Source organism: Thauera sp. K11 (genome assembly GCF_002354895.1).
Classification (GTDB): domain Bacteria; phylum Pseudomonadota; class Gammaproteobacteria; order Burkholderiales; family Rhodocyclaceae; genus Thauera; species Thauera sinica.
The window spans coordinates 4366485-4378864 of record NZ_CP023439.1; the positions used below are offsets into that span (position 1 = coordinate 4366485).

The window sequence follows — 12380 nt, forward strand, 5'->3', positions numbered from 1 at the left end:
GGCCATGACGCCCGCGAAAAAGAACCTGGCCGCCGCCTTGCTGTGCGTGCTGCTGGCCGGCTGCGCGACGCGGACGCCCTTCGAGCGCCCTGCCGACGGACTGCCCCCCCACTGGGCACGTGGAGAGAAAACCGGCGTGCGCGCGAACGTTCCGCAGCCGGGACTCCCCTCTCCTCTCGCGGGAGAGGGGCCGGGGGATAGGGGGCTCAGCCATCTGGACGACACGGCCGCCGACCCCGCCCCGCCGGCCTTTCTGCAAGACCCCCGCCTGCGCGCCCTGCTGGCCGAAGTCGAAGCCGCCAACCGCGAACTGGCAGCCACCGCCCTCAAGGTCCGCAAGGCGCAACTGCAGGCCGGGCTGGCCGGCAACGCGCGCTGGCCGCAACCCGCCGCCAGCGTGAGCGGCGAGCGCAGCCGCGCGCTGCGCCACGGCGGCGACACCACCCGCAGCCATGCCGCGACCCTGAGCCTGGCCTACGAAGTGGACCTGTGGAACCGCCTCGGCACCCAGCACGACATGGCCCGCTGGGAAGCGCAGGCCAGCGCGGAGGACCGCCGCAACGTGCGCATCGGTCTGCAGGCCACCGCCGCCTCGCTGTACTTCCGCCTCGGCCTGCTCAGCGAGCGCATCCGCTACAACGCGGCCAGCCTGGACGATGCGCGGCGTACGCTGGAACTGGTGCGGGCGCAGTACGCCGAGGGTGCGGCCTCGGCGCTGGAACTGGCCGAAGCGCGGCAGTCCGTGGGGCAGCAGCAGGTACTGGCGGCCCAGTTGGCGCAGCAGCGCGTGCAGGCGCGCAATGCCCTGGCCGTGCTGGCCGACGGCAGGGACTTGTCGGCCTACGAGCCGCAAGAACTGCCCGTGCACGAGGTCCAGCCCGCCCCGGCGGGCCTGCCGGTGGCGCTGCTGGCGCGGCGCCCCGACCTGCGCGCCAGCGAACTGCGCCTGCGGCGCACGCTGGCCGCGGTCGACGCGGCGCGCGCCTCGTTCTATCCCACCCTGACGCTCACCGCCAGCGGCGGCGGTTCCAGCACGGCGCTGCGCGACGTGCTCGCCAACCCGGTCGGGACCCTGGCGGCCGGTCTGGCGCTGCCCTTCATCAACCTGGAACGCGCCCGGCTGAGCACCGCCGTTGCGCGGGCCGAGTTCGACGAAGCGGCACTCGGCTTCCAGCAGGCCCTGCTCACCGCCTTCACCGAGGTGGACGACGCCTTGTCCGCCGGCGTGCAACTGAAGCAGGAGCACGAATCCCTGGCGGCCATCCGCGAGGATGCCCGCATCGCCGAGCGGCTGTACGCGCTGCGCTACCGCGAAGGCGCCGTGGCGCTGCGCGACTGGCTCGCCGCCCAGGACAAGCGACGCCAGGCCGAGGTCGCGGTCGCCGAGAACCGCTACGACCTCTACGCCAATGCCATTACCGTGCGCAAGGCGCTCGGGCTGCCCGTAACACCCCGGCATGTCCATGCGCTTGCCTTGTCACCGGAACCGGCAGGCACCCAAAGAAATGAATAACGATCATCCGGTTTCAGGTCGTGGCGACCTGTTACGCATGACCTAGACTCGCCGCTCGCGGTCGTATTTCGCTCACTGAACGGATTCATATGCCACTGGAAATCTTGCTGTCTGCGGGTGGGCTCCTGCTCACTGCGGCGGGTTCGGCGCTGCTCTACGCAGCGTCCGAAAACCAGCGTCTCTTGCGCATTGCGCCATCTCGCCGTCTTCTTGTCGTGCTTGCCGCAGTGCTGATCCTGCTCGGCACCGCGGCCTGGGTGTCCACCTGGGGCGGTCTGGTCGGCGGGCTGCTGGCGCTGCTGACCTGGATGCTGGTCAGCGTCGCCTTGCCGTACGTCGCCGCGCGCCGGGGAATACGATGAAGAACGACTATCGCTCCCAGGCCGTCGCCAGCGTGGTGCTGGGAACGCCGCTGGCCTTCGCCCTGTGTGGCCTGTACGCAGCGTTCGGCCCGGCGGCGGCGGCGACCAACTACCTCGCCGCGCTCTTCCTCCTGCTGCCCGTGTGGTGCGGCATCCTGATCTGGGGGCTCAGCCACCGGCAAGCCCGCCAGGCCTGGATCCATCTGGGCGCGGGGTGTGCGGCCGTGGCCTGCGCCGCGATTGCCATGCGCGTTCTGTCGGGAGCGTAGGACATGACGAAGAAACGGCTCTTCTCCCCCGCGTTCATCCAGCGCTTCACTTCGGTCCATAGCTGGGTGGGCATCTGCACCGGCATGGCGCTGTTCATCGCCTTTTTCGCCGGCGCCCTGGCCATCTACCTGGAACCGATCCAGAAATGGGCCAACCCGGACCTGCGGCAGACACACGGCGGCAGGGCGGACATCGAGCGCGTCGTCGACGCGGCCGTCGCACACCCGGATTTCGCGGATGCGCTGGAACTGAGTTTCGGCCCCGACGGACAGGGGCCGAAAGCCGTCTTCTACGGCGGCAACCCCTCCCGCGGCGAGCCGTGGATCACCCACACCCTCGCACCGGATGCGGACGGGCACATCGTCCGGCTCGATGCGCCTTCGAGCGTCGGCGCCATGATCAATCAGATCCATTACTCCCTGGGTCTGCCCAAACATGCGGGTTACACCCTCATGGGCGTGGTGAGCGCCGTCTATGGCCTGGCCCTGGTCACGGGGCTGCTGATCCATCTTCCCCATCTGCTGCGCGACCTTTATTCGCTGCGGGTCGGCAAGAACCTCAAGAAGATGTGGCTGGACGCCCACAATGTCATCGGCGTGCTGTCACTGCCGTTCCATCTGATGTTCGCGTTCACCGGGGTACTGATCTGCATCATGCCGATCCTCGGCGACGCAATGGATCGGATCTCGCCCGACCTCGCCGCATCGCAAGCATTCGCGGCGCAGGAACAGGGCGGCTTCGCCGCGCGGCGCCACCGCCATGGCGGACCCGAGGCGCGCGGGCGTCCCCCCGCCCCGATGCTGCCGGCATCCCGTCTGCTGGACATCGCCACGGCGCAGATCGGGGACTTCCAGCCCACCGGCATTCACTATTCCGGCTATGGCACCGCCGACGCGCAAGCCAGGGTCGTGGGACGCATCCGCCGCGCGCTCGTTCCGGAGGCATCGGTCGCCCTCTCCGCAGCCACGGGCAAGGTGATCGAGGTCGATGCGCCAGGCCGGCGCAGCGTTCCAACCGTACTGGAGGCGGGCTACGTCTCCCTGCATTTTGCCGACTTCGGCGGGCAACTCACCAAAGCGATCTATTTCGTGCTCGGTCTGGCGGGCGCCTTCCTGTTCTATTCCGGCAACCTGCTCTGGATCGAGACCCGCAGGCGCCGCCACCATGTGGAACAGCCGATGTCCGGCTGGATCATGGCGCAACTGAGCATCGGCATCTGCCTGGGCTGCTGCCTGGGCATCGGCACCATGCTGTCGGGCACGCAATGGCTGCCGCCCGACCTGCCCGGCCGCAGCCAGTGGGAAGGAAACCTCTACTACATCGGGTTCTTCGGCGCCCTGATCTGGTCGCTCGCCCGGCCACCGATCCGGGCCGGCATCGAAATACTGTCCGGATGCGCGATCGTGTATGGACTGCTGCCCATCGTGAACCTCACGCGATCGTCATGGTACGGGGGTTGGGATGTCGCGCTGTTCGACACGATCCTGCTGCTGCTGGCCGCGTGCTTCCTGGCACTGGCGCGCGGCACGATGCGCCGCGCCGCGACCGGGCAACCCAACAGCGTCTGGTCGCTGTCCAGCCGGCCAGTGCAACATGCACAGCCCGGGCACGCTGCCGACACGGTTGCCTCATGAGTACCCGATCGAAGAACACCGGCACCGGCCAACCCACGGGAGCCCCGACACGCATCATGGATGCGCTCTACAAGATCGGGCTGTCGGCCGGCGTGACCGGCATGGTCCTGTTCATTGCGGCAGATATCGTGCCTGCGTCCTGGGCAGTGGTCTCGAGCAAGGCGGCCTTCGCCGTCGCCATCGGGACGCTCATCGTTGCGGGCTTGTGGGAAGCGTTTCGGAAAAACGAGTAGCCATTCGACCGCCGGGGCAGTTTTCGCCAACTGCCCCGGGACGTAGCTCACCTCCCTCCGGCCGGCGGCGAGGACCCTCAGGACGCCTGGGCATCACCCTCGCATGTATCGCCAGGCAGCCGGCATCGACTTCCTCCACCCGAGAACACGGCTACCGGCCCGCGTCGGAAGCCGGTTCCCTTCCAGCCGAAAGTCGCGGGCATTTCCTGCGCCCAGTGCGGCCACCCCGGCCCGGTCGTCCCGGCTCGTCGCCCGACAAGATCTGACATTTGTCATAGGGAACGCATAGAATGCGGCCTCCGCAAACCGGAACGCCCGCCTTGACCCTATCCCTGGACGCCGCCGCCGTATTGCAACTTGCCCCGGATGAGCCATCGGCGAAGGCCGCCAAAGGGCTGGTGATTCCGGCGAAATGGCCGCGGCTGGAATTCGATGACGAGGCGATATGGGGCGAATGCCAGGGTAGCGGCGGCAAGCCTTACCAGGTCCAGGTCGACAAGTCCGGCCCAGCCTTCCGCTGTACCTGTCCCAGCCGCAAGTTCCCCTGCAAGCACGGCCTCGCCCTGCTCCTGCTGCTCGCCCAGCAGCCCGCCCATTTCAAACCGGCGACGGCACCCGCCTGGGTAGGCGAATGGCTGGCGACACGGCGTCAGCGCGCAGAAAAGCAGGAGCAGAAACAGACCGAAGCGCCGCGCTCGGAGGCCGATCCCCAGGCCGCAGCCAAACGCGCAGCGACACGCGCCGCACGCATGAACGGCGGCATGGACGAACTATCTCGCTGGCTGAGCGACCGCCTGCGCCAAGGCTTGGCTCAACTTCCTGCCGCGCCATCGCAGTGGGACGAGATTGCCACCCGCATGGTCGATGCCCAGTTGCCCGGCCTCGCCTACCGGTTGCGCAGTATCGGCGCCGACGTCGGTCAGAACGAACACTGGCCGGCCCGGGTACTCGGCGGCATGGGCAGCTTGTTTCTGCTGATCGACGCTTACCGCCGGCTGGAAACGCTGCCGCCCGCGACCCAGGCCGACGTCCAGGCCGCGCTCGGACAGGTGGTGGATCGCGATACGGTACTCGGCCATGGCGAGCAGATCAGCGACGATTGGCAGGTCCAGGGAGTCGTCTGCGACGAGGAGGAGCGCCTGTGGGTCCGGCGCGTCTGGCTCCGCGGCCTGCGCACCGGCCGCTGGGCATTGCTGCTGGACCACGCTCACGGCAGCCCGCGTTTCGAGCCATCCTGGCTGGTGGGCAGCGTTGCAGGCACCACGCTGGCCTTTTTCCCCGGCAACGCACCGCTGCGCGCACTGGTCGCCGGCGAAATCCAGCCGTGCCAGGGCACGCCGCCGCCAGCGCAGGGCATGGAGGACGCATTGAATGCCTTGGCGGATGCCGTCGCCGGCAATCCCTGGCTGTCGCCGCTGCCGATGCGCATCGACGACGGCGTGCCGTGGCATGACGAACAGGGCTGGTGCCTGCGTGCCGGCGCACGCCGCCTGCCGCTCGCCGTGCGCGAACGAGACGGCTGGCAGCTCGTCGCCACCACAGGCGGCGCCCCGCTCGGCATCTTCGGCGAATGGAACGGCCTTTCCCTGCGCCCGCTCAGCGCCTGGCAGCCGGCCCTCACCTGGATCGAGGAGCGCGAAACCGCATGAGTCTCCTGCACGAACTCGCCACCGGCGTGCTGCTGGGCACGGAGCGCCGCCCGCCCCGGTTGCCGCCGCTGCCCGGCCCGCTGGGCGACCTGCTCGCCTCCGCCAGCCCGCCGGACACCACGCCGGAAGTCCGCGTACTGCGCGCTGCCGGCGTGCTGGCCACCTGCGGAGCCGCTGGCTACCGGCCTTCCGAAACCGAGGCCGCCGCGCCCTTCGCCAGCCCTGCCGAAACACTGCGCATCAACGACGACGCCGAGCTGGGCACGGCGCTGCGCCAGATGCTCGATGACGGCCCCGGGCCGCTGCGCCATGAAGCACTGCGCCTGCTCGCCGCCAGCGGCACCGTTCTGCCGCCGCAACTGCTGCCCGGCGCGCTGAACCTCGGGCAGAAGTCGCCCAGCCTGCGCGCCGCCCTGCTGCCGGTACTCGGCGAGCGTGGCCGCTGGCTGGCCGGGCAGCAGACCGCCTGGCTCTGGGCCAGCACAGGCGCGACCGGCGACGCGGATACCTTGCCGGACGACAGCCAGTGGGACCACGGCAGCCTGGAGCTGCGCAAGCACTACCTGCAGGCATTCCGCAGCCGCGATCCGCAACAGGCCCTGGCGCACCTGCAGGCCGGTTTCTCTCAGCTCGATGCTCGCGAACGCGCCGCCCTGCTCGAACAACTGGCGAACGGCCTCAATGCCTCCGACGGGGACTTCCTCGAAGCGCAGCTTGCCGACCGCAGCAGGGAAGTGCGCCAGCAGGCCGCCGGCCTGCTCGCCCGTCTGCCGGCCAGCCGTTACGTTGCACGCATGGGCGAGCGCATGGCCGCCTGCCTGACGCGCGAGCGCAAGCTGTTCCGCCAAGCGCTGGTTCTCACGCCGCCGGCGGAGTTCGATCCGGCCTGGAAGAGCGACGGCGTGGAAGCCAGCCGCCCCAAGAGTGAAAGCCTGGGCGAGCGCGCCTGGTGGCTCTACCAGTTGGCACGCGCCTTGCCGCTCGCCTGGTGGCCCGCGCACACCGGCCTGACGGTGACCGAACTGATCGCCTGGGCGAAAGGCTCCGACTGGCGGGAAGCCATCCTGCGCGCCTGGAGCGAAGCGCTGCCACGCGAAGGCACAGGACGCAATGGCGACGAGGTCGGCGCAGACGGCGCCGAATGGGCGGCAGCCTTCCTTGCCTGCGCCCCGCTGCCGGGTTTGCAACTGAACGATTTCACCCTGCTTTCCTGCCTGCCCGTGGCGCAGCGCGAACACCACTGGCTGCGCATGCTGGAAACCGACCGCCGCCAGTCGATGCTCGGCGACATACTCACCCACGTTGCGCACAGCCTGCCCGCGGCACAGCCAGTGATATCGGCCGAGTTCGCCATCGAGGTACTGCGCCGGGTACGCGAGGCGGTGCCCACCGACATCGGCAAGTACGACTACACCCTGCGCCGCTCGCTGCCCGCATTCGTCTGCGTCATCCCGCCCGCCTGCCTGAACGACGCCATCAGCGCGTGGCCGACGGGGCAGGCCGGCACCGAATACTTCGACGACACCCTGGCCGCAGTGCTGGCCATCGTCGAACAACGCAAGCTCCTCCATCGAACCCTAGGTCCCAACCCTTAGCCAGCGGATACCCACATGAGCCAGATTCTGCGCCAGCACGCCGAGCAACAATTCGCCGAAGAGCTCGACATGCTCAGGAAATCCGACAGCCGCGAACGCCCCGGCAACTGGGCCATGTCGCCCTGGGCGGTGGCGACTTACCTCATGGGCGGCCGGCTGGACAACGGCTTCGAGATCAGCCCCAAGTACATCGGCAACCGCCGCATCATCGAAACCGCCATCGCCACCCTGGCCACCGACCGCGCACTGCTGCTCTTCGGCGTGCCCGGCACGGCCAAGTCCTGGGTCTCCGAGCATCTGGCTGCGGCCGTCAGCGGCGATTCCACCATGCTGATCCAGGGCACCGCCGGTACCAGCGAGGAGCAACTGCGCTATGGCTGGAACTACGCCCACTTGCTGTCCAAAGGGCCGTCTACCGACGCCCTGGTGCCCAGCCCGCTGATGCGCGCGATGGAACTGGGCAAGACCGCGCGGGTAGAGGAACTCACCCGCATCCCGGCCGACGTGCAGGACACCCTGATCACCATCCTCTCGGAAAAGTCGCTGCCGATTCCCGAACTCGGCATCCAGTGCCAGGCGGTGCGCGGCTTCAACGTGATCGCTACCGCGAACAACCGCGACAAGGGCATCAACGAACTTTCCAGCGCCCTCAAGCGCCGCTTCAACACCGTGATCCTCCCGGTGCCGGCCAGCGAGGACGAGGAGATCGCCATCGTCACCAAGCGCGTCGGCGAAATGGGCCGCGCCCTGCAGTTGCCGGGCGAACCGCCCGCGCTCAAGGAAGTCCGCCGCGTGGTGCAGATCTTCCGCGAGCTGCGCAACGGCCAGACCGAGGACGGCAAGACCAAGCTCAAGATGCCCAGCGGCACGCTCTCCACCGCCGAGGCCATCTCCGTCATCAACAGCGGCGTGGCGATGGCCGGCCACTTCGGCGACGGCGTGCTGCGGGCCGGCGACGTCGCCGCCAGCCTGGTCGGGGCCATCGTCAAGGACCCGGTGCAGGACGCGGTGGTCTGGCGGGAATACCAGGAAACCGTGATGAAGGAACGCGACGACTGGAAGGACCTCTACCGCGCCTGCCGCGACCAGGACTGAGCGCCCGATGTCCGCCGCGCCCTTCCACATCTTCGGCATCCGCCACCACGGGCCGGGCAGCGCCCGCAGCCTGCAGCGGGCGCTGGAAGCGCTGCAGCCCGACTGCCTGCTCGTCGAAGGGCCGCCCGATGGCGAAGACATGCTGCCGCTGGTGGACGACCCCGGCCTGGTGCCGCCCGTCGCCCTGCTGGTCTACAACCCGGAAGATTCGCGCGAAGCGGTGTTCTACCCCTTCGCCGCCTTCTCGCCGGAGTGGAACGCGCTGCGCCACGCCAACGCCCATCGCATTCCCGTCCGCTTCATCGATCTGCCGATCAGCCATCAGTTCGGCATCGCACGCACGGCGGATGACAACGGCGACGCGGGTACGGATGCCGCTGAAGCCGAAGAACAGCATACCGACCCCTCTACGGTAGAAACCGCCACCGCCGACGAAACCGGCCCCAGCGGTGATCCGCTCGACTGGCTGGGCCGCGCCGCCGGCCATGCCGATGGCGAAGCCTGGTGGAACCACATGGTGGAGGAACGCAACGACGGCCTCGAACTCTTCGCCGCCATCCGCGAGGCGATGACCACGGTGCGCGCCGAAGCGCCGCCGCGCCGCTGGAGCGCCCGGGCCGAACGGCGCGAAGCGATGCGCGAGGCGCACATGCGCAAATGCCTGCGCCAGGCGCAGAAGGACGGCTACCAGCGCATCGCCGTGGTGTGCGGCGCCTGGCACGTGCCCGCGCTGGCCGACATGCCACCGGCCAAGGCCGACAACGAGTTGCTCAAGGGCCTGCCCAAGGTCAAGGTCGCAGCCACCTGGGTGCCGTGGTCCTACCCCCACCTCAGCATCGCCAGCGGCTACGGCGCCGGCGTCGCCTCCCCCGGCTGGTACGAGCACCTGTGGCACAGCGCCGCCGACAAGCGCGCCATCGGCTGGCTGGCGCGCGCCGCCGCGCTGTTCCGCGCCGAGGGACTGGACTGCTCCTCCGCCCACATCATCGAAGCCTCCCGGCTGGCGGACACCCTCGCCGCCCTGCGCGAACGTCCGCAACCCGGCCTGGACGAACTTTCCGAAGCCCTGCGCAGCATCGTCTGCATGGGCGACGACGCACCGATGCGGCTGATCGCGCAGCGGCTCATCATCGGCGACCGCCTCGGCACCACGCCGGAAAACGCCCCCGCCGTTCCGCTGCAGCGCGACCTCGCCCAGGCCCAGAGGAACCTGCGCCTCAAGCCCGAAGCCGGCCAGAAAACGCTGGACCTCGACCTGCGCCAGCCCAACGACCTCGCCCGCAGCCACCTGCTGCACCGGCTGCGCCTGCTGGACATTCCCTGGGGCATGCCGGGCCGCAGCGGCCACGGCGCCAAAGGCAGCTTCCACGAACTGTGGCAGCTCCAGTGGGCGCCGGAGCTGGCCATCGCCGTCATCGACGCCAGCCGCTGGGGTTCCACCGTGGCGGAGGCCGCCGGCGCACGCGCGGTGGACCGCGCCAGGACGGCAACCGAGCTACCCGTACTCGCGGAATTGATGGACCAGGTTCTGCTCGCCGACCTCCAGGCCGCGATCGCCCCGGTCACCCGCGCACTCGAAGACCTCGCGGCGATCGCCAGCGACGTCCTCCAGCTACTCGCCGCCATTCCGCCGCTGGCCAACGTCGCCCGCTACGGCAACGTGCGCCAGACCGACACCGCCATGGTCCGGCACGTGCTGACCACCCTGGTGCCGCGCGCCGCCATCGGCCTGCCGGGCGCCTGCAGCGCGCTCGACGACGATGCCGCCGCCGCGATGAACCAGGCCATTGCCGCCACCCACCAGGCGCTGCAACTGATCGCCGACGACGAGTTGCTGCAAGGCTGGCACACCGCCCTCGCCCGCCTCGGCCGGCAGGCCGGCTGCCACGGCCTGGTGGCCGGCCTCGCCACCCGCCTGCGCTTCGACGACCAGTTGGACGACGCCGAACACACCGCCCTGTGCATGAGCCAGGCGCTGTCGCCGGGCAACGACCCCGGCCCCGCTGCCGCATGGCTGGAAGGCTTCCTCAACCGCAGCGCCATGGTGCTGCTGCACGACGAGCGGCTGTGGGCGCTGGTCGATGGCTGGCTCGGCACCCTGCGCGGCGAACACTTCCTGCGCGACCTGCCCCTGCTGCGCCGCGCCTTCTCTAGCTTCAGCCTGCCCGAGCGGCGCCAGCTCGGCGAACGCGCCGGCCGCCCGGCCGCCGCCAGCACGCAGCGGCCGCCGGAATGGGATGCACAGCGCGCCGAACGCGCGTTGCCGCTGTTGCGCCAATTGCTGGGAATCGAGGCATGAACGACGGACACGCACCGCAGGACACTGCGGATGAACGCCTGCGCCGCTGGCGGCTGGTGCTCGGCGAACCCGCGCAGGACAGTTGCGGCGACCTCAGCGGCGAGGACATCCGCATCGACGAAGCCCTCACCGCGCTCTACGACGCCGACGGCCGTGGCGGCCTGCGCGGCGGCAGCGGTGCTTCCTCGCCGCGGGTCGCGCGCTGGCTGGGCGACATCCGTCAGTACTTTCCCGCCCCGGTGGTGCAGGTGATGCAGAAGGATGCCTTCGAACGCCTGGACCTCAAGAGCATGCTGTTCCAGCCGGAAATGCTCGACGCGGTGCAGCCCGACGTCCATCTGGTGGCGACGCTGATGTCCCTGCGCGGCATCATCCCCGCCAAGACGCGGGACACCGCCCGCCAGGTCGTGGCCAAGGTGGTCGATGCGCTGATGAAGCGGCTCGACGAACCGATGCGCAGCGCGGTCACCGGCGCGCTCAACCGCGCCGAGCGCAACCGCCGTCCGCGCCACGCCGAAATCGACTGGCAGCGCACCATCCGCGCCAACCTGCGCCACTGGCAGGAAAGCCACCGCAGCATCATTCCGGAAACCCTGATCGGCTACGGCCGCAAGGCACGCCGCAGCCAGCGCGAAGTCATCCTCTGCATCGACCAGAGCGGCTCGATGGCGGCCTCGGTGGTCTATTCCAGCATCTTCGGCGCCGTCATGGCCTCGCTGCCGGCGGTGAAAACGCACATGGTGGTGTTCGACACCGCGGTGGTCGACCTCACCGAGCAGTTGAGCGATCCGGTGGAAGTGCTGTTCGGTGTGCAACTGGGCGGCGGCACCGACATCAACCGCGCGGTCGGCTACTGCCAGGGGCTGGTGCGTGAGCCGCGCAACACCATCATGGTGCTGATCTCCGACCTCTATGAAGGCGGAGTTGAAAAGAACCTGCTCCAGCGCGCCAGTGAACTCGTGCAATCCGGCGCCCAGCTCATCGTGCTGCTTGCGCTGAGCGACGAAGGCGCGCCGGCCTACGACCGCCAGCTCGCCGCCAAGCTGGCCGCGCTCGGCGTGCCCTCCTTCGCCTGCTCGCCCGACCAGTTCCCGGCGCTGATGGCAGCCGCCATTCGCCGCGAGGACGTCGGCCTGTGGGCCGCGCAGCAGGGCATCGTGACCGCCCGCGCGGAACGGACCGCCTGACGCCGGGCAAACGGCTCGCGCCCGGTTCAGGCCGCCACGTTCTCCAGCAGCAGCCTCACCCGTGCGATCCGGGTATCGATGCGATCGTTGGGGCACATCCCCTGCGTTCGGTACGCGCCGAACCGCCTCGAGCGTACTGACGCCCCTTGGGGCAGCGAACGCAGTGAGCGTGGGGTCGTTTCATTTCAGCGGCCGTCGTCGCCGCTGCGCACCTCGCGGATCACCTCGCCCTCGATCACCAGCCCGCCGGACGGCGGTGGCGGGCGGCGGTCGTCGTAACCGGCCTCGGCCATGCGCTTGCGCGCGGTGCGGGTCTTCCACCACAGGTAGCCCCAGAAGATGGCGCCGACGGTCAGCACCACGGCAAACAGGACGACCGAGAACATCATCGCCACGACGAACACCGCGACGGTGACGAGGGTGGCGGCGACCTTCTTCAGCAGGCTGGGCGGCTCGCCGCCGGCGGACAGTCGGGCGAAGGGATGGGCTCCGCGTGGATCGAATTGCATGGCAGTCCTCGTGGCGGCATGCCGGCCGCCGATC

Annotated in this window: 11 protein-coding genes; 10 read left to right on the top strand and 1 reads right to left on the bottom strand. The window is 69.5% G+C overall.

Annotated elements, in window-relative coordinates; translation table 11 throughout:
* Nucleotides 1–4 precede the first annotated feature (4 nt).
* The 10 genes from CCZ27_RS19215 to CCZ27_RS19255 all read left to right on the top strand — a co-directional run bounded on the left by CCZ27_RS19215 (nt 5) and on the right by CCZ27_RS19255 (nt 11837).
* Complete coding sequence (locus tag CCZ27_RS19215) at nt 5–1513, top strand: TolC family protein (RefSeq protein ID WP_096452792.1); 1509 nt, start codon at nt 5–7, stop codon at nt 1511–1513.
* Nucleotides 1514–1602: 89 nt separating this feature from the next.
* Complete coding sequence (locus CCZ27_RS19220; protein WP_096450867.1) at nt 1603–1875, top strand: hypothetical protein; 273 nt, start codon at nt 1603–1605, stop codon at nt 1873–1875.
* Nucleotides 1872–2144: a hypothetical protein gene (locus CCZ27_RS19225; RefSeq protein WP_096450869.1), complete on the top strand. Its 273-nt coding sequence runs from the start codon at nt 1872–1874 to the stop codon at nt 2142–2144. Before CCZ27_RS19220 ends, CCZ27_RS19225 begins: the two co-directional genes overlap by 4 nt.
* 3 nt (nt 2145–2147) lie before the next feature.
* Complete coding sequence (locus tag CCZ27_RS19230) at nt 2148–3779, top strand: PepSY-associated TM helix domain-containing protein (RefSeq protein ID WP_096450871.1); 1632 nt, start codon at nt 2148–2150, stop codon at nt 3777–3779.
* 56 nt (nt 3780–3835) lie between these two features.
* Entirely contained in the window at nt 3836–4012 is a 177-nt protein-coding gene (locus CCZ27_RS23710) for a hypothetical protein (RefSeq protein ID WP_157748638.1), read from the top strand.
* Between the two features lie 320 nt (nt 4013–4332).
* Entirely contained in the window at nt 4333–5661 is a 1329-nt protein-coding gene (locus CCZ27_RS19235; RefSeq protein WP_198363189.1) for an SWIM zinc finger family protein, read from the top strand.
* Nucleotides 5658–7256, top strand: a complete 1599-nt coding sequence (locus CCZ27_RS19240) for a DUF5691 domain-containing protein (protein ID WP_096450875.1) — start codon at nt 5658–5660, stop codon at nt 7254–7256. Before CCZ27_RS19235 ends, CCZ27_RS19240 begins: the two co-directional genes overlap by 4 nt.
* A gap of 15 nt (nt 7257–7271) precedes the next feature.
* Nucleotides 7272–8351 (top strand): ATP-binding protein, encoded by a 1080-nt coding sequence (locus CCZ27_RS19245; protein ID WP_096450877.1) that lies wholly within the window; start codon nt 7272–7274, stop codon nt 8349–8351.
* Nucleotides 8352–8358: 7 nt separating this feature from the next.
* Nucleotides 8359–10650, top strand: coding sequence for a DUF5682 family protein (locus CCZ27_RS19250; protein ID WP_096450879.1), 2292 nt, complete (start codon nt 8359–8361; stop codon nt 10648–10650).
* Nucleotides 10647–11837 (top strand): VWA domain-containing protein, encoded by a 1191-nt coding sequence (locus CCZ27_RS19255; RefSeq protein ID WP_096450881.1) that lies wholly within the window; start codon nt 10647–10649, stop codon nt 11835–11837. The genes CCZ27_RS19250 and CCZ27_RS19255 overlap by 4 nt, the downstream gene beginning before the upstream one ends.
* 185 nt (nt 11838–12022) lie before the next feature.
* On the opposite strand, the gene CCZ27_RS19260 is transcribed toward CCZ27_RS19255, so the two are convergent.
* Nucleotides 12023–12346 (bottom strand): hypothetical protein, encoded by a 324-nt coding sequence (locus CCZ27_RS19260; protein WP_096450883.1) that lies wholly within the window; start codon nt 12344–12346, stop codon nt 12023–12025.
* Nucleotides 12347–12380: the final 34 nt, after the last annotated feature.

Bases quoted from the DNA above. Each gene is read 5' to 3' on its own strand.
- CCZ27_RS19215 (WP_096452792.1), top strand. From the start codon at position 5: ATGACGCCCGCGAAAAAGAACCTGGCCGCCGCCTTGCTGTGCGTGCTG.
- CCZ27_RS19220 (WP_096450867.1), top strand. From the start codon at position 1,603: ATGCCACTGGAAATCTTGCTGTCTGCGGGTGGGCTCCTGCTCACTGCG.
- CCZ27_RS19225 (WP_096450869.1), top strand. From the start codon at position 1,872: ATGAAGAACGACTATCGCTCCCAGGCCGTCGCCAGCGTGGTGCTGGGA.
- CCZ27_RS19230 (WP_096450871.1), top strand. From the start codon at position 2,148: ATGACGAAGAAACGGCTCTTCTCCCCCGCGTTCATCCAGCGCTTCACT.
- CCZ27_RS23710 (WP_157748638.1), top strand. From the start codon at position 3,836: ATGGATGCGCTCTACAAGATCGGGCTGTCGGCCGGCGTGACCGGCATG.
- CCZ27_RS19240 (WP_096450875.1), top strand. From the start codon at position 5,658: ATGAGTCTCCTGCACGAACTCGCCACCGGCGTGCTGCTGGGCACGGAG.
- CCZ27_RS19245 (WP_096450877.1), top strand. From the start codon at position 7,272: ATGAGCCAGATTCTGCGCCAGCACGCCGAGCAACAATTCGCCGAAGAG.
- CCZ27_RS19250 (WP_096450879.1), top strand. From the start codon at position 8,359: ATGTCCGCCGCGCCCTTCCACATCTTCGGCATCCGCCACCACGGGCCG.
- CCZ27_RS19255 (WP_096450881.1), top strand. From the start codon at position 10,647: ATGAACGACGGACACGCACCGCAGGACACTGCGGATGAACGCCTGCGC.
- CCZ27_RS19260 (WP_096450883.1), bottom strand. From the start codon at position 12,346: ATGCAATTCGATCCACGCGGAGCCCATCCCTTCGCCCGACTGTCCGCC.